The sequence below is a fragment of the Microvirga sp. GN3 genome (assembly GCF_055792825.1).
This window is the reverse complement of record NZ_JBVVAK010000002.1, coordinates 186,548-211,842: the sequence shown is the minus strand read 5'-3', so window position 1 is coordinate 211,842 and position 25,295 is coordinate 186,548. Positions and strand designations below refer to the sequence as shown.

20 protein-coding genes are annotated in these 25,295 nt (G+C 58.2%); 12 read left to right on the top strand and 8 right to left on the bottom strand.

The annotated features are described in order from the left end of the window. Window positions 1–532: 532 nt before the first annotated feature. The 5 genes from ACS5Q1_RS02060 (at window position 533) to ACS5Q1_RS02040 (ending at window position 6,269) form a co-directional block, all read left to right on the top strand. The gene (locus tag ACS5Q1_RS02060) at window positions 533–2,479 is read left to right on the top strand and encodes a PrkA family serine protein kinase (protein WP_203442342.1); all 1,947 of its coding nucleotides are present in this window, start codon (window positions 533–535) and stop codon (window positions 2,477–2,479) included. 29 nt (window positions 2,480–2,508) lie between these two features. Next, complete coding sequence (locus ACS5Q1_RS02055) at window positions 2,509–3,813, top strand: YeaH/YhbH family protein (protein ID WP_203442343.1); 1,305 nt, start codon at window positions 2,509–2,511, stop codon at window positions 3,811–3,813. Further along, a complete protein-coding gene (locus ACS5Q1_RS02050) occupies window positions 3,810–5,354 on the top strand; it encodes a SpoVR family protein (protein ID WP_473096623.1) in 1,545 nt (514 codons plus the stop codon). The genes ACS5Q1_RS02055 and ACS5Q1_RS02050 overlap by 4 nt, the downstream gene beginning before the upstream one ends. 100 nt (window positions 5,355–5,454) lie before the next feature. Beyond that, window positions 5,455–5,916, top strand: coding sequence for a hypothetical protein (locus ACS5Q1_RS02045; protein ID WP_203442345.1), 462 nt, complete (start codon window positions 5,455–5,457; stop codon window positions 5,914–5,916). A 65-nt stretch (window positions 5,917–5,981) separates the two neighbouring features. Continuing rightward, the gene (locus ACS5Q1_RS02040) at window positions 5,982–6,269 is read left to right on the top strand and encodes a hypothetical protein (RefSeq protein WP_473096622.1); all 288 of its coding nucleotides are present in this window, start codon (window positions 5,982–5,984) and stop codon (window positions 6,267–6,269) included. 24 nt (window positions 6,270–6,293) lie between these two features. Here ACS5Q1_RS02040 and ACS5Q1_RS02035 read toward each other — a convergent pair whose 3' ends face one another. After that, window positions 6,294–7,487, bottom strand: a complete 1,194-nt coding sequence (locus tag ACS5Q1_RS02035) for a YihY/virulence factor BrkB family protein (RefSeq protein WP_473096621.1) — start codon at window positions 7,485–7,487, stop codon at window positions 6,294–6,296. Between the two features lie 264 nt (window positions 7,488–7,751). On the opposite strand from ACS5Q1_RS02035, the gene ACS5Q1_RS02030 reads away from it, so the two are divergent. Continuing rightward, complete coding sequence (locus tag ACS5Q1_RS02030; RefSeq protein WP_473096620.1) at window positions 7,752–7,961, top strand: hypothetical protein; 210 nt, start codon at window positions 7,752–7,754, stop codon at window positions 7,959–7,961. A gap of 94 nt (window positions 7,962–8,055) precedes the next feature. On the opposite strand, the gene ACS5Q1_RS02025 is transcribed toward ACS5Q1_RS02030, so the two are convergent. After that, window positions 8,056–8,292, bottom strand: coding sequence for a hypothetical protein (locus ACS5Q1_RS02025; RefSeq protein ID WP_473096619.1), 237 nt, complete (start codon window positions 8,290–8,292; stop codon window positions 8,056–8,058). Between the two features lie 71 nt (window positions 8,293–8,363). Between ACS5Q1_RS02025 and ACS5Q1_RS02020 the strand changes: the two genes are divergently transcribed. Then, complete coding sequence (locus ACS5Q1_RS02020; RefSeq protein ID WP_473096618.1) at window positions 8,364–8,750, top strand: response regulator; 387 nt, start codon at window positions 8,364–8,366, stop codon at window positions 8,748–8,750. 44 nt (window positions 8,751–8,794) lie between these two features. Here ACS5Q1_RS02020 and ACS5Q1_RS02015 read toward each other — a convergent pair whose 3' ends face one another. From ACS5Q1_RS02015 to ACS5Q1_RS02005, 3 genes are all read right to left on the bottom strand, one after another. Further along, the gene (locus tag ACS5Q1_RS02015; protein ID WP_473096617.1) at window positions 8,795–9,670 is read right to left on the bottom strand and encodes an aldose 1-epimerase family protein; all 876 of its coding nucleotides are present in this window, start codon (window positions 9,668–9,670) and stop codon (window positions 8,795–8,797) included. Window positions 9,671–9,796: 126 nt separating this feature from the next. After that, window positions 9,797–10,186, bottom strand: a complete 390-nt coding sequence (locus ACS5Q1_RS02010) for a response regulator (protein WP_473096616.1) — start codon at window positions 10,184–10,186, stop codon at window positions 9,797–9,799. A 167-nt stretch (window positions 10,187–10,353) separates the two neighbouring features. Next, entirely contained in the window at window positions 10,354–13,350 is a 2,997-nt protein-coding gene (locus tag ACS5Q1_RS02005; RefSeq protein WP_473096615.1) for a bifunctional diguanylate cyclase/phosphodiesterase, read from the bottom strand. A gap of 914 nt (window positions 13,351–14,264) precedes the next feature. On the opposite strand from ACS5Q1_RS02005, the gene ACS5Q1_RS02000 reads away from it, so the two are divergent. The 5 genes from ACS5Q1_RS02000 (at window position 14,265) to ACS5Q1_RS01980 (ending at window position 20,098) form a co-directional block, all read left to right on the top strand. Then, window positions 14,265–14,951 carry a response regulator transcription factor gene (locus ACS5Q1_RS02000; protein ID WP_473096614.1) on the top strand — a complete coding sequence of 229 codons (687 nt, stop codon included), beginning with the start codon at window positions 14,265–14,267 and terminating at the stop codon, window positions 14,949–14,951. A 696-nt stretch (window positions 14,952–15,647) separates the two neighbouring features. Continuing rightward, window positions 15,648–18,449, top strand: coding sequence for a hybrid sensor histidine kinase/response regulator (locus ACS5Q1_RS01995; RefSeq protein ID WP_473096613.1), 2,802 nt, complete (start codon window positions 15,648–15,650; stop codon window positions 18,447–18,449). 2 nt (window positions 18,450–18,451) lie between these two features. Next, window positions 18,452–18,940 carry a chemotaxis protein CheW gene (locus ACS5Q1_RS01990; RefSeq protein ID WP_473096612.1) on the top strand — a complete coding sequence of 163 codons (489 nt, stop codon included), beginning with the start codon at window positions 18,452–18,454 and terminating at the stop codon, window positions 18,938–18,940. A 53-nt stretch (window positions 18,941–18,993) separates the two neighbouring features. Continuing rightward, window positions 18,994–19,377 (top strand): response regulator, encoded by a 384-nt coding sequence (locus ACS5Q1_RS01985; protein ID WP_203442357.1) that lies wholly within the window; start codon window positions 18,994–18,996, stop codon window positions 19,375–19,377. A 19-nt stretch (window positions 19,378–19,396) separates the two neighbouring features. Then, on the top strand, window positions 19,397–20,098 hold the full coding sequence (locus ACS5Q1_RS01980) for a protein phosphatase CheZ (protein WP_473096611.1): 702 nt from the start codon (window positions 19,397–19,399) through the stop codon (window positions 20,096–20,098). A gap of 115 nt (window positions 20,099–20,213) precedes the next feature. Here ACS5Q1_RS01980 and ACS5Q1_RS01975 read toward each other — a convergent pair whose 3' ends face one another. From ACS5Q1_RS01975 to ACS5Q1_RS01965, 3 genes are all read right to left on the bottom strand, one after another. Continuing rightward, a complete protein-coding gene (locus ACS5Q1_RS01975; RefSeq protein WP_473096610.1) occupies window positions 20,214–22,973 on the bottom strand; it encodes a heparinase II/III domain-containing protein in 2,760 nt (919 codons plus the stop codon). A gap of 170 nt (window positions 22,974–23,143) precedes the next feature. Continuing rightward, the gene (fixJ, locus tag ACS5Q1_RS01970; protein WP_473096609.1) at window positions 23,144–23,764 is read right to left on the bottom strand and encodes a response regulator FixJ; all 621 of its coding nucleotides are present in this window, start codon (window positions 23,762–23,764) and stop codon (window positions 23,144–23,146) included. Then, complete coding sequence (locus tag ACS5Q1_RS01965) at window positions 23,730–25,295, bottom strand: PAS domain-containing sensor histidine kinase (protein WP_473096638.1); 1,566 nt, start codon at window positions 25,293–25,295, stop codon at window positions 23,730–23,732. Before ACS5Q1_RS01965 ends, fixJ begins: the two co-directional genes overlap by 35 nt.

Sequence of the window (25,295 nt, the reverse complement as noted above, 5' to 3'; positions counted from 1 at the left end):
GCAACAGACGATAGGCTCGAACGGACCATCGTCAACGGAGGGACAGGAGGTTTCTTCCCGCAAAATCGGACCGGAATGGGAGCCGGGCCAGGACCCCTGGGAGGTGGTTGAAGGAGCCCGGTGTCGCAGTGCGATCGTCTTTATGCACAAGGTCACGTTCAATTGACCGCCTGTGTCTAGTATTCCGACTCTGCCAATCCAATCTCTTGGGTAAGGCCTTGCGATGGCTCATGGAAAGCCGAGGCACGATGGTGCAGGCGGCAATGAGGCACAGTGGATTTCGGGTGTCTTTGAGAAACTTTAACTTGCTGTCCCGCCCGCAATCCGCGACTCTAGCTGTTGAGGGCGGGCATATTATTCAAGGCACACAGGTCACTCCAACAGAATTGAACCTGTCGCGACCTGCTTTTTCTCCGCCATGACAAAAGGAGTACGCCGCATCATTTCGACCGCATCATAGTATCGCATGGTCTGAGCAACCTTAGCGGTGCACAATAGTTATCTCTGAGAGGGATTGGATTTCGGTGGCGCCATGCATCATTCCGACGACCTGTTCTCGAGTTTCTTGAAGACCTATGAAACCCGCCGCGAGGCGGAGATGTCCCTCGCGGAATACCTGGAAGGGTGCCGCAACGATCCCATGATGTATGCGAGCGCTCCCGAGCGCATCCTGGCAGCGATCGGCGAGCCCCAGCTTGTCGATACGTCAAAGGACGCGCGTCTCGGCCGCATCTTCATGAACCGCACCATCCGGGTCTACCCGGCTTTTTCCGAATTCTACGGCATGGAAGAGACGATCGAGATGATCGTCAGCTTCTTCCGTCACGCCGCCCAAGGCCTGGAAGAGCGCAAGCAGATCCTTTATCTGCTCGGCCCCGTCGGCGGCGGCAAATCCTCCCTTGCCGAGCGCCTGAAATCCCTGATGGAGGTCAATCCCATCTACGTGCTGAAGGCGGGCGACGAGATCAGCCCGGTCTTCGAGAGCCCGCTCGGCCTCTTCGATCCGGAACAGATGGGTCCGATGCTCGAAGAGCGCTATGGCATTCCGCAGCGTCGGCTGACCAATCTGCTCAGCCCCTGGGCGATCAAACGCCTCGACGAGTTCAAGGGCGACATCTCCAAGTTCCGGGTGATCAAGATCAACCCGTCCCGCCTGAGGCAGATCGCCATTGCCAAGACGGAGCCGGGCGACGAGAACAACCAGGATATCTCGTCTCTCGTGGGCAAGGTCGATATCCGCAAGCTCGAGACCCTGTCCCAGGCCGATCCCGACGCCTACAGCTATTCCGGCGGCCTCAATCGCGCCAATCAGGGCATTCTCGAATTCGTCGAGATGTTCAAGGCACCGATCAAGATGCTGCATCCCCTGCTCACGGCGACGCAGGAGGGCAACTATGTCGGCACGGAGAACATCGGGTCGATCCCGTTCAGCGGCATCATTCTGGCGCATTCCAACGAGGCGGAATGGCAGACCTTCCGCACCAACAAGAACAACGAAGCCTTCATCGACCGCATCTACGTGATCAAGGTGCCCTACTGCCTGCGCGTCACGGAGGAGCAGAAGATCTATGAGAAGCTGATCCGCAGCTCGGAACTGGCCGGCGCTCCCTGTGCTCCGGCTACGCTGGAGATGCTGGCCCGGTTCTCGGTTCTGTCGCGGCTGCGGGCGCATGAGAACTCGAATTTCTACTCGAAGATGCGTGTCTATGACGGCGAGAGCCTGCGCGAGGTCGATCCGCGTGCGCGCAGCCTGCAGGAATATCGGGACTCGGCCGGCGTCGACGAGGGCATGGATGGAATCTCGACCCGCTTCGCCTTCAAGGTCCTGTCTGCCACCTTCAACCACGACACGATCGAGGTCGCGGCCGATCCGGTCCATCTCATGTACGTGCTTGAACAGTCGCTGCGGCGCGAGCAGCTGCCCCAGGACGTGGAACGGCGATATCTGGAGTTCATCAAGGCCGAGCTGGCGCCGCGCTACGCCGATTTCATCGGTCACGAGATCCAGAAGGCCTATCTCGAATCCTACCACGATTACGGCCAGAACCTGTTCGACCGCTACGTGGCCTATGCCGATGCCTGGATCGAGGATCAGGACTTCAAGGATCCCGATACCGGCCAGCTTCTCAACCGGGAGCTCCTGAACCAGGAGCTGACCAAGATCGAGAAGCCGGCGGGCATCGCCAATCCGAAGGATTTCCGCAACGAGGTGGTCAAGTTCTCGCTCCGCGCCCGGGCCGGCAACCATGGCCGCAACCCGTCCTGGACGAGCTATGAGAAGATCCGCGACGTGATCGAGCGCCGGATGTTCTCGCAGGTCGAAGAACTCCTGCCCGTGATCAGCTTCGGCTCCAAGAAGGACAGCGAGACCGAGAAAAAGCACGGCGAGTTCGTGCTGCGGATGATGGAGCGTGGCTACACCGAGCGCCAAGTGCGGCGTCTGGTGGAGTGGTACATGCGTGTGAAGCAGGCGGGCTGACAGAAGACGGAGGCAGATCAGGCGTTCCTATGTACATCATCGACCGGCGCCTCAACCCAGGGGGCAAGAGTCTGGCGAACCGTCAACGCTTCCTGCGCCGTGCCAAGGCGCAGATTCAGCGGGCCGTACGCCAGACCGCAGGCGATCGGGATATCACCGATCTCGAACGGGGAGGGGAGGTCTCGATCCCCGCCGATGGTGTTCGCGAACCCAGCTTCCGGCGGTCCGGCGAGGGCGGAGTGCACGATCACATCCTTCCCGGCAACAAGCGCTTCGTGGAAGGCGACACCATCGACAGGCCGCCCGGCGGTGGCGGCAGCGCGGCCGGCGGCGACAGTGGTGAGGGCGAGGACGATTTCCGCTTTGTCCTGACCCGCGACGAGTTTCTCGATCTTTTCCTCGACGACCTGGAGCTGCCCGACTTGGCCAAGCGGCGCGTCGCGACCGTGGAGACGCAAGGCCTCCGGCGCGCGGGCTATACGGTCACCGGCTCTCCCGTGAACCTCGCCCTGCTGCGCTCCATGCGCAACGCCCTGTCCCGCCGCATCGCCATGCGGCGGCCGAAGACGGAGGATCTGCTTCGCCTCCAGGAAGAGATCGACCGTCTCGAAGAACAGGAAGGCCCCTCCGAGCGCCTCACCGCCCTGCGGCAGGAGCTTGAGCTGCTGCAGCAACGCACCAAGCGCTTCCCCTATATCGATCCCATCGATCTGCGCTATCGCCGCTTCGAGCCGGTCTCGAAGCCAGTCGCCCAAGCGGTGATGTTCTGCCTCATGGACGTGTCGGGTTCCATGACCGAGCACATGAAGGACTTGGCCAAGCGCTTCTACATGCTGCTCTACATCTTCCTGACGCGGCGCTACAAACACGTGGAGATCGTCTTCATCCGTCACACTCACGAGGCCAAGGAGGTGGACGAGGAGACCTTCTTCAACAGCCCCGAGACAGGCGGCACGGTGGTGTCCTCGGCGTTGCGGGAGATGCAGCGGATCGTGGAGGAGCGCTATTCGCCGGATGCGTGGAACATCTACGCGGCCCAGGCCTCGGACGGCGACAATTCGCCGAATGACGGCACCACCAGCGCTACTCTTCTGCGCGATGTGATCCTGCCGGTCTGCCAGTACTACGCTTATCTCGAAGTCGGCAGTGACAGCGACCGGATGCAGACAGGTTTCATCAACCACAAGACGTCCCTATGGCAGACCTATGAGACCCTGCAGGACGGAGGGGCCAACCTCGCCATGCGCAAGGTGAACCACCGCCGCGAGATCTATCCCGTCTTCCGCGAGCTCTTCCGCCGGCGCGATGCGGAAGTCGGAGCAAGGGTGCCATGAACGCGATCGCGCATGACAACCTGCTCTACCATGGGGCCGATTGGGATTTCGGTACGATCCAGCGCATCCATGACGCCGTCGAGGCCATCGGCGTCGGCGAGCTGGGGCTCGACGTCTATCCCAACCAGATCGAAGTGATCACCGCCGAGCAGATGCTCGATGCCTATGCCTCGATCGGCATGCCCTTGTTCTACAAGCACTGGTCCTTCGGCAAGCGCTTCGCCATGCATGAATCGAGCTACCGCCAGGGGCTCATGGGCTTGGCCTACGAGATCGTCATCAACTCGAATCCGTGCATCTCCTACATCATGGAGGAGAACTCGGCGACGATGCAGACCCTCGTGATCGCCCATGCCGCTTTCGGCCATAACCATTTCTTCAAGAACAACTACCTGTTCAAGGAATGGACTGACGCGGACGGGATCCTGGATTATCTCGAGTTCGCGAAGGGCTACATCACGCGCTGCGAGGAGCGTTATGGGCATGCGGCTGTGGAGCGGGTGCTCGATGCGGCCCATGCTTTGATGTCCCACGGCGTCCACCGCTATCCGCGCAAGAAGCGGCCGGATCTCCGCTCGGAAGAGCGGCGGGAAGAAGAGCGCCACCGTCACCAGGAGCAGACCTTTAACGATCTCTGGCGCACGGTGCCGACCAAGGGATCGACGGCAAAGCCGCAACTGAGCGAGGAACGCCGCCGTGCCCTTCTCGAGTTGCCGCAGGAGAACATCCTGTATTTCCTCGAGAAGTCCGCGCCGCGACTGCAATCCTGGCAGCGCGAGATCCTGCGGATCGTGCGCCATATCGCGCAGTACTTCTATCCGCAGCGCCAGACCAAGGTGATGAACGAGGGCTGCGCCACCTATTGCCATTATCGCATCATGACCCGCCTGCACGAGACGGGACAGATCAGCGACGGCGCTTTCCTCGAATTCCTGCAGTCGCACACCAATGTCACCCGGCAGCCTCAATTCGACGATCCGCATTACGGCGGCATCAATCCTTACGCGCTCGGATTCGGCATGATGCAGGATATAGAACGTATCTGCACGAAGCCGACTGCGGAGGATCGTGAGTGGTTCCCTGACATTGCCGGCAGCGGCGATGCCATGGCGGTGCTGCGCGAGGTGTGGGCAAATTACCGCGACGAGAGCTTCATCTCGCAATATTTGAGTCCGCACCTGATCCGGCAATGGCGCATGTTCCATCTCGTCGATGATCCGGATCAGCCGGAGCTCATGATCGAGGCGATTCATGATGAGCGGGGCTATCGCCGTCTGCGGCGCTCCCTGTCGCGCCACTACGATGTCGGCTGGAGCGATCCCGACATCCAGGTGATCGATGTCGACCTCGCAGGAGACCGGCGCCTGATCCTGCACCATCACGTCCTCAACCGGACCCTGCTGCACAAGGACGACGCTCAGCGGGTCCTTCAGATGGTGGCCAATCTCTGGGGCTATGCGGTGGTGCTGAAAGAGGTGGAGCCCACCACCGGTGCGATCTTCCAGGAGCACGTGGCCCACCCGCACGAGACACTCTTTTGAAGGATACTTTGACGCAAAAAAGCCAGGGACTTGCGCGATCATAGGGTTCCCTGGGCTCGGCCCTGGTTTCGAGGGTCGGCTCCCTTGCAGGAGAATACCTATGGAACACAAGCCTGTAGAGAAGCTGCGTAGCGTCGCTGAAGTGCATGAGTTCAATCAAGGTTTCCTGTCCCGCCGCGAACGCCTCGAGCGTTGGGCCGAAGTTCTGGAGCGCCAGCCGAAACGGCGCTTGAGGTCTCTGGGCGAAATCGAGTTCGTCCCCAAGGACAAACGGCCGGAGCTGAGGTCCGACGAATCCCCCATCACGGTCGCCTTCGAGGATCCGGTCCTGCGGGCTGCTGGCCTCAAGGGCGACACGCTCGGGGATGCCATGGAATTCTTCGAATTGTCCGAGGGGGCCTCTCATCGCCTTCTTTGTTCCTGCATGAACGGCTGGAGCATGGAAGCAGGCTCAACGGCACGGAAGGTTCATCGCATCGCGAATCCCGATCATCGGCTCATGCTGTTCACGACGGCCGGGCTGCTGACGGCCGCTCCGGCGGTGTTCTACTTGCTGAGCTGAAAGAATGCTGCGGCACCGGACCTTCTTCGAGGTGGGTTCGGTGCCGATTGTCCGGAGATTCGTGAATGGCGGATGCGCCCCGTCGGATCGGACTGCCCTGGTACCGTCGAGAGGATTATCCCCGCATCCGTGACATGATGGCCGATCGACACAATCTTGCCCCAACCTACGATGCCTGGCTGGCTGCGGCTCAGAACAACGAAGATGTCGGCCGGCAGGCGGGTCTTCGGATCGCACGCATCATCATCGAGCCAGATAGCTTTACGAAGTGGTGCACGGAAAGAGGTGTCGAGCCCGGCAGTGCTGCGCGCATAGACTATGTGTCCGAGAGATGCGCTCAGGAAAGTGACTGAAGACGTTTCTCCCCGATCGAAGTGTTAGGTCTTGGCCACACCGATCGTATCGGCCATCTTCGCACCGCGAACGCCCATGGGCTGATGAACGCCTTCAGTGGTGTCCCTGGCCGTCTGATGCTCCATCTCAGCATTGATCTCGGCGCCGAGCAGGACGATGATGGTCGAGATCCAGATCCAGGTCATGAAGCCGATGACGGCGCCGAGCGAACCGTAGGTCTCGTTGTAGCTTCCGAAACTCGCCACATACCATGAGAACAGCATGGAGGCGGCGAGCCAAAGAACAGCGGCGATGAGACCGCCGGGCGTCACCCACTTCCACTCGGCTTTGTCGCGGCTGGGGCCGAAGCGATAGATCAGGGACAGACCGAGCACGATCCCGATCAGAAGCAGTGGCCAGCGCGCGAGCGCGAGCCACGTCTCCGCTCCCGAACCGATGCCGACGAAGTTGAGGATGATCGGGAGAACCACGATTCCGGCCAGCGCAAACAGAATGAAGCCGATGGCGCCGAGGGTGAAGGTCAGAGACAGAAGATTCAACTTGATGAAGCTTCTCTTCTCCTCCTCGCCATAGACGATATTGAGGGCATCAAAGATGGCCTTCATGCCGGCATTGGCACTCCAGAGGGACAGCCCCAAGCCGAAGATGAATCCGAATCCGAGAGTGCCGCCGCCCTGGGAGGCGATGCGGATAATCTGCTCGCGAATGATATCGAGAGCCCCTCCGGGGAGAACGCCCGACAGGGTATTCAGGTGATCCTGAATCGTAGCCGGATTGGCGAAGAGACCGTAGATGGAGACGAGGGCTGCAATCGCAGGAAAGACGGCGAGCAATGCGTAATAGGTCACGCCGGCCGCAACCGACATGATGCGGTCCTTGCCGAACTCTTCATAGGTGCGCCAGAGAATGTCCTTCCATCCGCGCGCCGGGATCTCGGCTGGCGTATCGGCGCTCCGTCCACGCCCCTTTTCTGCGGCGGCCTGTGGTGGAGCATGCTGCTTTTCCGCAAAGTCCGAGTCGGTATTCCGTGCTTGTCCTGCGGCCCGTGCCGGGTGCGAGGATGGTCGTCCGGCATCGGCCGGGATGGAACGGCGCTCTCCGCCAGCCACGAGGCGCACGAGCGCCCATCCGAGAACCACGGCCCACATGGTTGTGACCGCCGAGGAGGAGGAGGATTGCCGCACTCCAGATTGCTGAATAGCCGGGTTATTCGCCATACTCGGACACAGCCTCGTTTATCGGGTGCCGGCCCGATGGCCCGGCTCAACCGTAAACTGCCCGATTCACGCAGCGGTTCCACGCACTTATCGGACACAAGCGGTTCCGGGATCGCTCATACCGCTGGGCTTGGCCGCGAGCGCGACCGGGGCCAGGAAGGGGCTAACCGGGCTGTGCATGCCGGTATTTTGATCGCGGGCTTTAACCCGGATGCAAGATTCTCTGGACCAGTGTCTGTCTCAATCCACCGAGGAGGATCTGAGATGGATGAGTGGTCAGGACGCAAGTGGGAGCCGGTGACCGAGGAGCGTCTGCTCCGGGCGATCGATGTGCTCGTCGAGATTGCGAAGGAGCACGGGCCGACCTTCAATCCGGTTCTTGAGACGGTTCGGCAGGAGCTGCACGATTTCCGGAAGCGGAGCCAATCCGTACCCGATCAGGCTGCCGAAACCCCGCTTCGCAAGGCGGGCTGAGACAGCTGTTGCTGCAACGTTTGAAAGGGAGCGCCGCCAGTAACTTCGCTGCCAAGCGGCGCTTCCGGTCTCGCTTCATGAGAGGGCCGATCTGTCAGGCGGGCTGGAGCTGCTCCTCCCGTACGAGGCGCTCTGGGCCTTCCTGGTTGCCCTTGATGTGATACTGGAAGCCGGTGCTATCCGCCGGCAGCAGGCGGGTGACCTCCCATGTCTCCTGCGGCCGCGTGACATCGATGGTCGTCACCATGTTGGGAAAGGCCTCAACGGTATTCGTGCTGGCGAACTTGACCAAGCGCACTTGGTCTCCAATCTTGAATTTGTGCGACGTCATATTCCGCTCCCCCGCCTGGAAAACTACCTGAGCAGTAGGAACTAACATAGGTTAGTTTCGTTCCATCGCACATGATGAACACTTATTCAGATAACAGCCCAGTCGTCCTGCTTGTTGAGGATGAACTCCTCGTGCGGATGGCAGCGGCTGACGATTTGCAGAATGCCGGCTTTCATGTGTTGGAAGCTGCCAATGCCGATATAGCCCTTGCCGTGCTGGAATCCTGTTCCGATGACGTACAGGTGCTCTTCACGGATATCGACATGCCCGGGTCCATGAATGGTCTCGACCTTGCTGAAAGCGTTCAGCAGCGGTGGCCGCACATTTCTCTGTTGATCTCATCCGCTTATCACAAACCCCATCGCGGGCAGATCCCCGATGACGGGCGCTTTGTGCCAAAACCATATTCCAGCGAGGATGTGGTCCAACACATCCGCGAGCTCGTGACGAGCCATTGAGGTCAGGCTCATATCTCGACAAACCAAGCTTTGCGGTAAATCTCTCAGAGGCCTGCGCTGCTGACGGTGATGGTCATCTTGAAGCTTCGCGTGTCACCCGACTGAACGAGAACGACGCCAGGCTTGGTGGCGAATTCGCCCTCGAAGCCTTCGGGATCGGCATGGCCTTGCCATGGCTCTATACAGATGTAGCCGGCGCCGGGTTTGGTCCAAATGCCCAGATGCGGCATATTCGGAAAATCGACACGGATCGAACCGCCATCTGGTGCGCCATATGTGACGGAGCGGCTCTCGAGACGGTCGAAGACAAGAGCATCCGTCTCGAAAAGATCGTCGCGCAAGGACAGCACGCGTCCCTGAACGGGGCTCGTCTCGGCATTGCGGCCGATAAGGCCGTCGACAGGCCGGCGGATAGGAGCCGGCTCATCACGCTCGAAGCGGATTGCGTGGGCGTCGCGCGGCGCTCCATGGGGCAGAGGCCAGCGAAAGGCCGGATGGAAGCCGAAGGATACGGGCATAATTGCGGAGCCGGTATTGGTGACCGATGCCGTGATCGTCAGTGTGGCATCCTCGATTTCATAGGACACATCGAGCTGGAATGGGAATGGATATTGCTTGAGCGTGGCCTCGCTGGACCTAAGGCGAAAGCGGCACTGGGAGGAGCTTGTTTCCACGATCTCGAAGCGGGAAATGCGCGCAAATCCGTGCTTCGGCAGCTCGTATTCCGATCCAGCGACCTGTATGCGGTCGTTCCTCACACAGCCGACGACAGGAAAGAGCAGGGGAGAACGCCCAGTCCAGAAGGCAGGGTTGCCGTCCCATAAAAGATCCCGGCCCTCCTCGTCCTGGAGTCGAATGAGTTCAGCGCCGTTCTCAGATATCTGGGCCTGCATTTGTGGGCTCGAAATGGTAACGCTCATCCGGACGACTCCTTGCCTTGTCATCCCAACCTTAGCACGACGCAGCGGTCAACACCGATGCAAGCTTGGGAGGTTCAGGCAGGGTCGAAAGAAGGCCATGCGGAGCAGTGGCCTCAGATCCGGGAACTATTGTGCTTCCCTGACCAGCTGCGGCAGGGATCTGACCAAGTCGCCCGGATTGAAGGGCTTTTCCCACCGGGGAATGCCGGCATAGACTAGAGGCACTGATGCCGGAGCATAGCCGGTTGCAAACACGAAGGGCACGCCCTGTTCAATCAGGATGTCCGCAATCGGGAAAACAGTCGCCCCGCGCAGGTTGATATCGAGCACGGCCGCGTCGATCAGCTCCGCTGACGAGAGAAGAGCCAAAGCCTTCTCCTGATCCGACGCTGGCCCGACGACCTCTGCACCAAGCTTTTCCAGGGCCTTGGCCATATCGTCAGCGATGAAATACTCGTCCTCGACCACCAGGATCCGGCAACGGGCTAAAGACTGATTGAATACAGGAGACTCCATACGCTTTTCCTCGTCCAGCCTTTTGACCGCATTCTCCTTTGATCGGCTCGTTCGAGCGCTTTGAAGGATAACATGGGTCAAGGACTGGCGTTCCAAGCGACGCCGCGAGGATCAGAAGGCGGGAATGCTCTTTTCTCTTGGCTGGCCCTTCGGGTCCGCACGATGCGCTAGCCGCTCAGCAGCTCGACGTTTCTCTCGTTGCGGGGCTTCACGAGCATTGTACTCCAGCGTGTCAGGAGACCTGGAACCTGCGATGCGGCCATCGGCTTTGAATAGAGATAACCCTGAGCATGGTCACAGCCCAACTCACGCAGGCGCCGTGCCTGACCGTGCGTTTCCACGCCTTCCGCCGTCACCTGAAGCTGCAGGCTTCGGCCGAGACTGATGACGGCGGCGACGATGGCCTCATCATCGGAATCATGCTCCAGATCCCGCACAAAGCTTCGGTCGATCTTGATGTGATCGACTGGGAACTGCTTCAGATGGGTCAGCGAGGCGTAACCGGTGCCGAAATCGTCAAGAGCGATCTGGACGCCATGCTGGCGAAACTGCGCAAGTGCGGAAGAAACGTTGCTTGAGTTTCTTCCAAGAAGGACCGTTTCCGTGACCTCGACCTCGAAGAAGGCGGCCGGAACCTTAAGCCATTCGAGTGTTCTCAACATGTTATCGACAAGACCCGATTGGCCGAACTCAGCTGGAGACAAGTTGAGCGCAATGCGGCCGAAGGACAGATCCTGATCGAGCCAATGGCGCACATCCGCTGCAATCTTCGAGATCAGAAGCTTGCCGACGGAGGTTGCAATTTCATGGTCCTCGAAGACGGCTCCGAAGAAGCTTGGTGTTAGAATGCCCTTGCTCGGATGTTGCCAGCGCGCCAGCGCTTCGAGACCGACGATCTCACCTGTCGAGAGGCTCACCTTCGGTTGGTAAAACGGGATAATCTCATCGTTGGCGATTGCTTCACGCATTCCTCGGCCTAGAGAAACGCGCTGCTCGATGACCCTGCGCATCTCGGGCGAGTAGGTAACGACCCGGTTGCGGCCCTGAGACTTCGCCTGGTACATGGCAATGTCAGCATCCTTGACCAGCTCTGCCGGTGTCCCGTCGTGATCGGGGAAGGCCGCGATGCCGATGCTCACGCGACTGACGAGGGTTCGCTTCTGGTAAGTGAAGGGTTGGCGCAACGTCTCCGCAATCAGGGCACCCAGGCGCGTCGCATTCTCGAGCTTGAGCGGATCGACGACGAGCACGGCAAACTCATCGCCGCCGATCCGAGCCACGGTATCGCACCCTCGGACCATGGCGGAGAGACGGCGCGCCGTCTCCTGCAACAGGGCGTCGCCCGCGTCATGACCGAGGGTATCGTTGATATCCTTAAAATCATCCAGATCGATCAGCAGGAGGCTCACGCTCGTGCCGCACTGCTTGGCTGCGGTAAGAGCCGTCTCGAGGCGACGCTGGAAGAGATTGCGGTTGGGGAGGCCTGTGAGCGCGTCGTGATTGGCCGAGCGCCAGATTTCCTCTTCCGCCTCCTTCTGCTCGTTGATGTCGAACGTGACGCCTACGATTCGATCGGGGCCCGCCTTCTCTGCCCGCGCCCGCAGCCATCGGATTTCACCGCCCGGCATCACATAGCGGCATTCAACCGAGTCCGAGCCGCTGATCTGTATCCGCTCCAGAAAGTTCTCTACCCTCTGACGATCTTCCGGATGAATCCCGGTCATGAAGGTCTTGTCGGCTCCGGACGTGATGCCCAGGAGAGCAAGCGAGTTCTCGGACCGTGTCGTGGCTCCTGTGAGTGGGTTGAACTCCCACGCGATCATATGCGCAGCCTTCAGGGCAAGCTGAAGACGTTCCTCGCTCTCGCTGAGCGCCTGCTCGGATTGCTTGCGCTCATGAATATCCATGGCAATGCCGAACCATTGTTCAATCTTGCCTTGCTCGTTCTTGAGGGGCTGTCCCCGAACAATGAACCAGCGATACATCCCGTCGGATGCACGGCGAAGAGGCATTTCCAGTTCAAAGGATATGCCGCTTTCGAGCGTCTCCTTCCATCGCTCCATAACCCGGTTACGATGGAGAGGATGGATGACCGCGATCCATCCTTTGCTTCCCCTGTCAGGCTGCAATCCTGTGTACTCGTACCAGACATCGTTGCAGTATGTGAATTCGCCGCCCGGATCGCTGAACCAGACCACCTGTGGCGATGTGAAAGAGAGCGGCATGACGTCGATCAGCGTGCGGAGACGCTTCTCGCTCTTGCGTAAGCTCTGCTCAGTTCGCCGAAACTCCGTGATGTCACGAGAAATGCACAGAAAGCCTTGTGGACTTCCATTCCGGGTCATAATGGGGGTTATGACCACATCCCACCACTTCTGCGTCCCTGTCGCGGTTGCACAGGGGCCCTGAAAGCGTCCGGTCCCGCCGGCCTTGGCCTTTTCGACTGCTTCGTATGCCTCTTCTCCGGCAATGCTGCTCCAGAGATCTGTCCAGGTGCGCCCCTCGATCGTGCTGAAGTCTGTCACCTCCATCGCACGCAGGCCCCCCTGACTCATGAAGCGGAGGCGACCCTGAAGATCGAAGACTTTGATACAATCGTCGGAACTTGACAGCAGACGCTGCGTGAACTCTTCGCTGGCCGCTGCAGCCCTGGTGGCGAGTTTCAACTCCAGCTGAGTCATGACGGCCTGAGCGAGGCCCGTCAGCGCCTCTTTCTGCCGTTCGTTCAGCCCCTGAGGGCGCGCTTCACGATCGAGGACGCATAGCATCCCAAGCGGCAAGCCATCCTTCGTCCTTAAAGGCGCCCCCGCATAGAAGGACAGTTCAGCACACTCCTCGATAGCGGGTCTGTCTCGAAATCGAGGGTCGGCAGCCATGTCGGGAATGATGAACAATCCCGGCTGATGAATGGCATGGTTGCAGATGGAAATCTCGCGGGGCGTCTCGGCGAACTCAAGGCCGATCCTGGCTTTGAACCACTGCCTGTGCTCATCCAGGAAGGAAATGACTGCGATTGGAGCGTCGCAGATCTGTGCTGCTATCTTTGCAATGCTGTCGAACTCAACTTCCGGGCCGGTATCCAGAATGTCGAACTTCTGGAGCGCAGCAAGACGGTCGACCTCCTTCCATGGAGGCAGAGTGCTGTGACCAGAACATTCCACCATTCGAAAACTGCCCGCTCGGAAGCATCTGAGTATTCAGGACATGTCGGAGTCTGACCGACACAACGGAACGGCATCATGCCTCGAGCGAAACTCTATCCGTTGCTTGCAGAATATCCGGGCTTAAAACCGGTAAAATGGCAGAGCGTCATGCCGGCCCATAGAGAGGGCGTGCCATAGTGCTGACTGACGTATTGTCCGCAATAATTTGAACTATAGTCGGTTTAAGGAATAACTTTTTGGCCCGGTCGTGGTCAAGAAGCGGCGGAACTCCTCGATCATTTACAGTTAACAAAGAACCGCACTCGGGGCTTGTTATGACCTCTGGATCTGACGCTTGTCTTGAAACAGCAAACCTCAATTCAGGAGTTTAGGTCAGGATTCTAAATTGCAGCCATGAAGAGAGACATGCCTCACGCAACCTTCATCGTGCACTAAATCATACACGGTTAGCTGGGGCGTAGTGGAATCCTGATCTCCCACCATGAGATTCGGTCAGACCGCTTCCATCGCTGAAGGCCGGCCCCGTCTCTGACTGAGTGTAACTACGTATGATGAAATTACGGGAACTACGTAGTGATTCAGCTTCGAAGCAACCCTGTATGGGAACGGCTTCGCAACTCTGATACGTCGCTCCTGGAAAAACATCTGTCTTGTCAGACTCTTGGTGTGCCTGCCGGAGAAAGCGCCTGTCGGCCGCTTCCCTCAAAGCCTGTCGTAAGAACTGCTTAAGGTTCGTTAAGGGGCATTAACCATAACCCTGAGAGCGCTCCCTTTATTTACGTATTGTCCGCGGGAGCAACGAAATATACCTTCTGGACATCGCCGCAGATCGCGAACAAGTTGAGTAAAAAAATTGCAGGCGGCAATAATAGATACGTAAAACGCACTTAATTACTAAGGCGGGGCAGAAGAAAATGTATATCGTCGTCGATGACCGGCAGATGGTAACGTCCGGATATGTTGCGAGCTTCAAGCGTGAAGGCATATCCTCCCTTGGCTTATTTGCAGACGAATTTAACGACTGGCTGGAATCGGCCTCCGATTCCGATCTCGAAGCCATTCAGGGCTTCGTGCTTGGCAGCTTCGAAGAACGGGTGCACTCCGCGGAAAGCATTCGTCGCTACTCCAAAGCGCCGATCATTGCCTTGAGCGATGTCCGCTCCCTTGAAGAGACGCTGGAGCTTTTCACCGCAAAGTTTGACGACGTCGTTCGCAAGCCTGTCCATGTCCGCGAAATCCTTGCCCGCTCGGAAGCTGTCTGGCGGCGAGTGAATGCGAATGCCGGCAAGAAACCGCAGAACGATGCAGAAAGGCTCAAAGTCTTCTTCGACGGCCGCGATCCGGAGGTCGATGGATTGCCTTTGGCGCTCCCGCGCCGCGAGCGGCACATCCTCGAATACCTGGTTCGCAAGAGAGGCCATCGCCTGACCAAGAAGCAGATCTTCGATGCGGTCTATGGGATCTACAGCGACGATGTCGAAGACAGCGTCGTCGAGGGGCATATCAGCAAGTTGCGCAAGAAGCTCCGCCAGCGTCTTGGATATGATCCGATCGATGCAAAGCGCTACATCGGTTACTCCTACGTCGGTGCGGCTTCCTAGCCTGAGTGTTGACGGCTCGCTGGAGACAAAGCGGCCCGACGAACCGAGAGTAGGCGCGGTTTCACAATTAGAACGATAAAAACGGGCCACTCGCGAAATAGAACCTTCGCGGGTGGCTGTTCATTTTCAACGGCCATGATGCGATCATCACGCAGGGTTCGAAGGAAGGAGTTTGGATCTCATGCTCCTTCATTCCAGCGGGTGTCAGGCGCGGTCTCTGATGCGTGACCACGGATCGTTCGCCCAAACGCGCTGATACGCTGGCTGGATGCCGTCAAGTGCAGCAGCATAAAAATTCATCCGTAATTGGCCTGAGATTCTAAAATTAGTTGATCGGTTCCTCAATGCGTTAACTTTATTGCAGGGAACGGAGACATATTCTTCCTCAACGTCATAATTGAGGCTCAAAGGGTAGGGGAAGCGTTCCGGATCTTTGTTTCTCGGCTCTCAGAGATGCCGGGCTGTCCAGACAAAGTCGCAACAAGAACGCTGCAAATCTCCGTCCGGAGACATTCGCCATTGGGTTGATGTTCGCCGGTTCCTGAGTGCAGACCAGGATGCTGCCCTTCGACTCTCCAAGCGTGGACATGAGGTCCAGCTCTTTCTTGCCGGCGTGAAGGCCGCACGATTCACCCATCTTGAGGGGCTCGATGATCTGTGCCCGTCAGGTCGCGTAGTAAGAGTTGAGATACGGCAATGGACGACCTTCTTCTGGAGTTTCTAACCGAGACCAACGAGCATCTCGAAACGGTCGACGTGGAGATGGTCCGCTTCGAGCAAGATCCTAACAACGAAGCCATCCTCAGTAACATCTTCCGCCTGGTGCATACGATCAAAGGAACCTGCGGTTTCCTTGGTCTGCCGCGTCTCGAAGCACTTGCGCATGCGGCCGAGACCCTCATGGGCAAGTTCCGTGATGGGATGCCCGTCACGACTCCAGCCGTCTCGCTGATTCTCGCGACCCTCGACCGGATCAAGGAGATCCTAGGTGAGCTGGAGCGCCAAGGCGCAGAGCCGGACGGCTCCGACAACGACCTGATCGAGATGCTAGACAAGATGGCCTCGCAGGAAGCCGTAGCTCCAGCACCCGCTCCTCAGTCGGCCCCACAGCAAACTTCGGGACAGATGGTCTATCAGGTGCTCGAACGTGAGCTGAAGCCGGGAGAAGTCTCCTTGGACGAGCTTGAGCGAGCTTTCCAAGAGGCGCCAGGACCGGAAAAGGCTTCGACCTCCGGTACGCTGGCATATCAGGTCCTCGAACGAGCCTTGAAGCCTGGCGAAGTTTCTCTTGACGAACTTGAGCGCGCTTTCCGCGAAGCTCCGGGTCCCGCTCCCCTCGTCATCGAGAAGCCCGCTGCAAGCGCCGCGAAGGTGGAGGCGGCGGCTCCTCCGCCTCCCTCACAGGCGTCCAAAAAGAGCGCCGAAACTTCGGATTCAAGCGAGAGCGGAGAAGGGATTTCCGGTAAGGTTCAAACCATCCGCGTCAATGTGGATACGCTTGAGCACCTGATGACCATGGTGTCCGAGCTCGTTCTGACTCGGAATCAGTTGCTTGAGATTGCTCGGAGAAGCTCCGAGGACCACGGCTACAAGGTGCCCTTGCAGCGCCTGTCGCAGGTCACGGCCGAGTTGCAGGACGGCGTCATGAAGACCCGCATGCAACCCATCGGCAATGCGTGGCAGAAGCTTCCGCGTGTCGTCCGCGATCTCTCGAACGAGCTTTCGAAGAAAATCGAGCTTGTCATGCAGGGCGCCGACACCGAGCTCGACCGGCAGGTGCTGGAGGTCATCAAGGATCCTCTCACTCACATGGTCCGCAACTCGGCCGACCATGGCATCGAGAGCCCGGCCGACCGCAAGGCGGCTGGAAAGCCCGAGAAGGGAACGATTCGTCTCAATGCCTATCATGAAGGTGGCTCGATCACGATTGAGATTGCCGACGACGGCAAGGGGTTGAATTTCGCGGCCATCCGGAAGAAGGCTGTCGAAAGAGGTATCGCCAGCGATGCCGAAGTGGAACGCATGAGCGATGCCCAGGTGGCCAAGTTCATCTTCCATCCTGGATTCTCGACAGCAGCGAAAGTCACATCGGTGTCGGGCCGTGGCGTCGGCATGGATGTCGTCAAGACGAATATCGAGCTCATTGGCGGCACTGTCGATATCCGCTCCGAACAGGGGCGTGGAACGACTTTCATGATCAAGATCCCGCTGACCCTGGCCATCGTCGCAGCCCTCATCGTGGCCTCCAAGGACCAGCGGTTTGCTATCCCGCAGGTGGCCGTCTCGGAGTTGGTGAGAGTATCGCCCTCTTCGGAGCATTCCATCGAGCGCATCAACGGAACGCCGATCCTGCGCCTGCGCGATCGGCTGCTGCCGATTGTCCCGCTTTCGAAGGTCATGGGCCTTTCCGGTAACGAGGATGCCAATCATGGCTTCGTCGTTGTGACCCGGGTTGCCCACCAGCGCTTCGGCATTCTCGTCGACGGTGTCTTCCATACGGAGGAGATCGTCGTGAAGCCAATGTCCTCCAAGCTCAGGCACATCCAGCTCTTCTCCGGCAACACGATCCTGGGCGACGGTGCCGTCGTCCTCATCATAGATCCCAACGGGCTTGCCCGGATGGTCGGATCGGGCGCTGACAGTGACGAGTTCCAGAGCGACGCAGGTCTCGAGCAGACGATCGTGGCGGCAGACGAAATGACAAGCCTGCTTGTCTTCCGCGGCGGAGGCGAGAGCCTCAAGGCGGTCCCGCTTTCCCTCGTGACGCGCCTCGAGGAAATCGAGGCCTCTACCATCGAGTGGTCGAGCGGTCGGCCGGTCGTTCAATACCGTGGACGCCTGATGCCGTTGGTCTCCTGCGATGAGGAGCTCGCGATCAAGCGGCAAGGCATGCAATCCCTGCTGGTTTTCTCCGATGGCGACGTTTCCATGGGCCTTGCCGTTGCCGAGATCGTGGATATCGTCGAGGACAAACTCGATGTGGAACTGCTTGCGGAGCGATCCGATCTGGTCGGGTCGGCGGTCGTTCGCGGTCGCACGACCGAGATCGTCAACGTTGCGCATTACCTGCCCATGGTCCTCGAGACCTGGTCGCGCAAGGATCGTCGTGATGGGCCGGATAAGTCTCTGCTCCTGGTCGACAGTTCGACTTTCTTCCGCGACATGCTTGTTCCGGTTCTGAAGGCCTCCGGCTATCGCGTTCAGACGGCAGCGACGGCCCAGGAGGCAGTTCGCCTCCTGTCCAATGGACTGCAGGTCGATGTGATCGTGACGGATCTGGAGCTTTCAGGGCATTCCGGATTTGCGCTCGTCGCGTCGTTGCGCGCCGATCCGCATCATAGCTCGACACCCGTTATCGGGATGACCGTCAAACCTGATGCGCAGCAGATCGCTTTGGCGAGGAAATTGCGAATTTCCGAGATTGTTTCGAAAATTGACCGCCGGGGCCTGCTCTCCGCACTGGCTGAGATCAATGCATCGTTTGAAGAGGCTGCGTAACCATGAGACCAATCGAACCGATCACTTCCGGTGCAACGAAAGCGAATTCCAAGCAGATGGAATTCGTGACGGTCACGGTTGCAGGACAGTTACTTGGCCTCCCGATAAGCCGTGTTCACGATGTCTTCGTCGTCAGTGAAATGACGACGGTTCCACTCGCGCCAGGAGAAATCGCAGGTCTTCTGAATCTGCGCGGCCGCGTGGTTACTGCCGTTTCGCTTCGCCGTCGTCTCGGCTTGGGGGATTCCAGCGGTGCAGAACGGCGGATGGCCGTTGGTCTTGAAAACCATGGGGAGGCCTACGGTCTGCTCGTGGATGAAGTGGGAGAGGTGCTCAAGCTCGATGCGAATGAGATGCAGCCCAACCCGGTTCACATGGACCGAGGCTGGGTTGGTCTCTCGCAAGGGGTGCATCAGCTGCACGACAAACTGCTGATCGTTCTCGACGTGGATGCCGTTCTGGCATTCGAAACCGAGCGGGAAGCCGCATAAAAAGGGGTCTACGGGCCCATCTCCACTTCTATGTTTACTGAGGGTGTAATGCCGTGAGTCTTGATCTTTCTACCCCTGTCCTCGTCGTCGACGACTATCAGACGATGGTCAGAATTCTTCGCAATCTTCTCAAGCAGATCGGCTTCAATGATGTGGACGATGCCTCCGATGGGCAGGCGGCGCTGGAGAAGTTGAAGGCCAAGAAATACGGCCTTGTGATCTCCGATTGGAACATGGCCCCCATGACGGGCTATGAACTGCTGCAACAAGTGCGTTCTGACGCCGAGCTAAGCTCGCTGCCGTTTATTATGGTCACGGCCGAGGCAAAAACCGAGAACGTTGTCGCGGCCAAGAAGGCTGGTGTCAACAACTACATCGTCAAGCCGTTCAATGCTGAAACGCTGCGAACCAAGATCAGCGCTGTCTTCAGCGGATAACCGGTTGTGAGCGACGGCAATGAAGCCACATAAGAGCTATCGCATCGAGGCGAGCATGGCCACGCTCTCGTCTGATGAAGGAACGCAGGAGCGGCACTCCGAAATCATGAGCATGCTCGGAACGATCAAGGAATCGATCGTTCCGGCACGCGAGATATCGACCTCTCTGCTGGAAGAGCATCGTCGGGATATGCAGGAAGCCCTCCGCCTCAAGGTGGAGCTGGACTCGATTTATGAGGCCATAGAGCGGACGAAGAGAGAGATCGCGACGCTTCGCTACGCAGGCGCTCAAGGGCAGGAAATCACGAGAGTGACCGATGAGCTCGGAGCTATCGTTCTCGGCACGGAAACTGCGACCAATTCAATTCTGGCCGCGGCTGAGAAGGTCGACGAACTGTCCAGCAACTTATCGTCCCGTCTCTCCGGGGGTGATCAGGAGATCGCCCGCGAGATCCTGGATCATGTCATCAGCATATTCGAGGCCTGCAACTTCCAGGATATCACCGGGCAACGTATCAGCAAAGTCGTCAATGCGATGAGATTTGTCGAAGAGCGTGTCCATCACATGATCGATATCTGGGGCGGCCTCGAGAGCTTCAAGGATGTTGAGACGATTGACGACGCGCGGCGGCAAGGGGATGCTGCTCTCCTGAATGGTCCTGCTCTTACAACGGACAAAGGCGTGACATCTCAGGACGATATCGACGCGCTTTTCAGCTGACATCGCTATCAATGTGCGATCCGCTACCCGGCCTCTCTGGAGGCCGGGTAGTTTTTTGCAGATATCGCCCGGCAGGCCTTTCAGCGGGCGCCTGGTCTCTTGATATTTGCGTATGTCACCCCAGAAGCCTCTTTACCTCCGGGTGCGCCAAAAGATCCACGATCCTCCGAAGCCCTTGCTCGGTCATGGTAAGAATGACCCCTCCGCAGACAGTGTCGGAACCAGAGAACCTGTAGTTCAGGACATTGGCTGGTTGGAGGCCTCCGAGGGGGTGAGAAACAAAACCCTGCAGAGATCCCGGGCGGTCATTGCGACCATTGTGAATGGCCATGCCGCTGTGCTCGCCCGCGATCGGATGCGGGATGATGCGCAGGCGGCTTTTGTTGCGAAAGCCGATGGCAAGCTTGGAATTCGCCAAAGCAACCGCAATATTTTCTTCGAAGTGAAGTAGTCCTTCGAATGAAATGAGCCCCCCGGAATTCTGGAAGCGATCAAAGACCGCGACAGCGTCAAGATTGTCCAAGCATATGAAGGTCCGGGCGTGATTGTAGCTTGGGCCGTACACATTCGTCCCAATGCGGACGATATTGGCATCGTTAAGCGAGGTTTGAGCTTCCATCCAGCCAATGCCGGACGATTGCCCGCGCCCGTCAGGAGCCGCAACGTTATGGGCGCTTGAAGAGGTCAGGTAATGCCGGGCTGGACCGGAATCATAAAGGCTTGCCCCTCCTGGATCAGAGATCCACTGGACGCCACGGGCCGTATACACAAATGACGAGCAGTCGAAATGGCCATTCTCATGGCGCTGCTCAGTGAATGGCGCACACAAATAACTCCAATGAGGTTTGCGATCATAATTCCTGAAGGCGACGATACCATCTCCTTCGGGGGCAAACATTCTTGGACCTGTTGGATACGACAGTTCCTCCGCCAGCTTCGCGTCCGACAGGAGAGCTCGGCCGTAGCCGGAGATCAACCGACGCAGCCAGGATGCATGATGGCGGCTGCGAAGCGTGTCTCCAAAAGATGGAAGCATGCCGGCAGGATCTGTAATCCCGACGATGACCTTGAGGCTATTCTTCAATCGCGTGCTGATGTGCTCTCGAAATTCTTCAGTTCCCGGTACATCTGCGAGACTATGAACCAGAAGAAGACCGATCGAAACGATCTCAAGTCGGTAGTGCAGAGATTGTTCGATTGATGAACCGTCAGGTCCGATCAGTTGATCGAAACCGCTTCGGAGCTGGGCAAGGGCAACGGATATCCAGTATGGAGCTATAGGAAAGCGAGGAAACACACGGGAGATGGCGATCAGTGTGCACGCTGTGCGGAGCTGAAAGATCGAGGGCGAGAAGATGTTCTGACTTACGATTTCCGATAGGGCGAAGCCATATCTTACGATCTCGGCAAAGAGCTCCCGTTGACGCTTGAGATCCTTGCCGCTTTTGGAGGTTGCACCCAAGGTCAACAGGTGCAGCAACACCTCGGCGCGCACAGCCATCGACAAGGGATAGGTGCTCAGAGGATCCTTGGGCTGGCCCCAAGGATTGGTCTGTGACCAGGAAATCGCGAGTTCCGCTGCCCTCGCGGGCCCGCCGAGTTCCGGACTTCTTGCAAGATCGAGAAGCCATGAAAGCGATTGGAACTCCAGGCGCCAAGCGGAAGATCGATAAGGATCTTCCGTCCACTCAAAGACCTCAGGAATCGGCCATGGCTCAAGGTCGCAAAGGGCTAGGTGGCGATCGATAATTGCCGATGCTTCGCCATGTTGGATGACCCTGAGGCGATCATGAAAGGTGACAAGAGGTCCGAGACTTTCGGGAGAGATAAATTGATCAACCGGGCTCGCGCGTATCTTGAGCGCTTCCGAGTTCGGCAGGCATCCGAGCCGAGTGCACACATCTTCCACGAAGCTAAGTGCACTTGGGTTATCTTCTCTCAGAATATTCTCAAGCAGGAGATCGTCTCCAACGGAGACCTCAAGGGGGGGCACTAAACTGATCAGAGACTCGTCTTTCCAAACCTGAAAGCCGAGCTCGACTGTTGCAGCCTGTGCAGGAGGTGTCAGTTCGAGCGTGAAGCGCCTTGTCTGTCGGTGGACCGGAATATCGATAAAGGCTCCAACCGCAGGAGAGGATGGGACGCCCTCATAGGGAGGTGCCAGCTCCTTGCCCTGGGCATCACGGAAAGTGATGCGGGCCAAGGTCCCGCCACTCTCTGCGCCCCAGTTGATGAGTTGTCCGCGAACGACAAAAGGCTGGCCTGGAACGATGCCGTAGCGCTGCCACTGCGGCGTTGTGCTTAGATCCCACCAGGTGCGGCGTGAAACCGGTATGATCGAGCGCTTGACCTGAGAGCTGACATGCGTTGATTGGCTGTCTTTTGATGGCTGAACGGCTTGGTGGATTTTAAGATCGCTGACCGTAAACGGATGCGAGTTGCGCCAGCTGCGAATTGTGATCGTCAGATGCCGTGCCGGAGCCGGGATGAAAAAGGCGAATTGCACGCGACCTGACTGCAAAGGCTCGCGGCCTCGTTCATAGTAAGCCGGTCCAGCTATATAGTAGCTATGAGGGTCGATCTGGGTTCTCGACAGTCCTGGAACATACGCGAAGTCAATGCTTGAGCCATCTTCCGTCAAGAAATCGATGCCGACGGATGCAAAGTCATGAACGGCCCGAGCCTCCTCATCCTGATGCCAGGCGACTTGAAAATTGAGCTCGCACCACGCGTCACCGGAAACCTCCTTGAAGTCAAAAACGATGCGCGACCAGCGATTGTTGTTTGTAACGACATGAGCATCGCCGGCAGAACTTGGCGAATCTTCCGCAACCTGATCGCGAGGAGCCGGGGGAATGCATCTAACTTCAGGCATGCGGATACCAGAGCCTTATGGGGAAACGGTATTGAGCGGGAGGGCTTGGGGTTCCATCAATTCAGACTCTGGCCGCAGTACAGTTATTGATGAGAACAATCTGTTTTTGAGTTGAAGGTTGAGCCGTGAAGTGTGGCTCAAGCCTTGGCTATCGATGCGGGCGTATTCGCTTAATTGCCGGTTGCAACCTCGAGAAACAACGCCATGCGGATCAGTTCGGAGAGGCTCTTTGCTTCCATTTTTGACATCACATTGGACCGATGGATTTCTACCGTTCTGATGCTGATGTTCAGTTCGTGCGCAATCATCTTATTGGCTTTTCCAGCGACAAGGCCATCGAGAACCTGACGTTCCCGCTGAGACAACGATTGCAGCCGCGCCTGTGTCCGAAGGAGTTCCTGGTTCTTGCGGACACTTTTCTCGTCGCAAACCAGCGCGAAGCGCACCACTTCCAGAAAGCGGTCTTCTCTGAACGGCTTTTCAAGGAAGTCGATGGCTCCCGCCTTCATGGCTTCCACAGCGAGGGGAATGTCGGCGTGACCCGTCATGACGACAACCGGAACATTAAGGCCACGCCCGTGAAGACGGCGAATGAACTCGAGGCCATCAATACCAGGCATGCGCACGTCTGTAACGATACAGCATCTGCCAGGGTCGCTGACCTCATCGAGAAACGCTTTTGCAGACTCGTAGAGACGAACGTTCAGACCAGCCGATACCAGCAGAAACGAGAGAGCTTTTCGCACTCCAACGTCATCATCCACCACATACACGATCGGCGTGTTCGACACTGGCCATGTCCTCCTTATCGACAGTCCTAAGAGTGAAATGGAAGATTGTTCCCTCACCAGGGACGGATTCTGCCCAGATCTTACCGCCGTGCGATTCCACGATTGTTCGGCTGATCGAGAGGCCAACCCCCATGCCACTCTGTTTCGTGGTCGTAAACGGCCTGAAGAGGTTCTTCAAGACCTCCGGCGGGATCCCGGATCCCGTGTCCTGCACACTGACCTGAACCAGGGCGTCAGATTGTACGGTCCTGGCTCTGATCGTCAGTTCACGCAGGTTCACATCCTGCATCGCCTCGATGGCATTGCGGATGAGATTGAGCAGAACCTGTTGGATCTGAACGCGGTTCACAAAGACCAACGGGCTTTCCGATGGGAAGTCAAACTCGACCTTCACGTCCTTCTCTTTGGCCCCAACCAGAGCCAAAGCGCTAGCCTCCTCGACAAGTCGCTGGAGCCCTTCGATCTGGTGCTCGCTGCCTCCGCGGGCGACGAATTCGCGCAGCTGCCGGATAACCTCCCCGGCACGTAAAGCCTCTTCAGCCGCTTCGTTGACCGCATGTCGAACGAGATCAACCTTCTCGCCATCGACGCCGCTCAGGATCATTCCGCAGCCTTTGAGATAGCTGGTGATCGCAGTCAGGGGCTGGTTAATCTCATGGGCCAAGGTCGACCCCATCTCGCCCAATGCCGTGAAGCGCGACATGTAGGCGAGTTCGGATTGCAGCTCCTGCATGCGCGTTTCGGTTCTCTGGCGTTCGGTCAGGTCGCGAATGAAGGCCGTGAAGAAGCGCTCTCCATCGGATTCCATCTCGCCGACCTGTACTTCCATTGGAAAGGTCGAGCCGTCCTTGCGTTGGGCAACGGCCACGCGGCCACTTCCGATGATGCGGTGCTCCCCCGTTTCGCGATAACGGCGGATATAACCGTCATGCTGCTCCCGGTAGGGCAGGGGCATCAGAAACTTGACGTTGGTCCCGATGACCTCTTCCGGCTGATAGCCGAACATATGCACGGCCGTGGCACTGAAGGAGCGAATGATGCCGCTCTCATCCGCGACAACCATGGCGTCGGGGACGGTCTCAAGAATGGATCGGAGGTGGGCCTCCCTCGTGCGCAGCCGCTCTTCGCTTGAGCGAAGGGCATTCTCCGCGAGCTTGCGTTCCGTGATATCCTGGATCGTTCCGATCTTGCGAATGGGCCGGCTACTTTCATCCACCATCGTGCGGCCGATTGCCGTAACCCAGCGCTCGTTACCGGTGTCGGCACGGATGACCCGGAACGTGCCGCTATAGGTCAAGCTGGCGCCGGGCTCATCGGCATAGAACGTCTTCTCCACATGCTCGCGGTCGTCGGGATGGACACAGCCGAGGACGAGCTCACGGGTGATGTCGACATCCGGTGCCAGGCCCAGGATCTGGCGGGCTTCCGGCATCCACTGTCGGCAACCTGTCACAAGGTCCTGATCCCAGATCCCTAAAGCTGTCGTTTCAATGGCCAGGCGCAGACGTTCCTCGCTGCTGCGAAGTTTCAT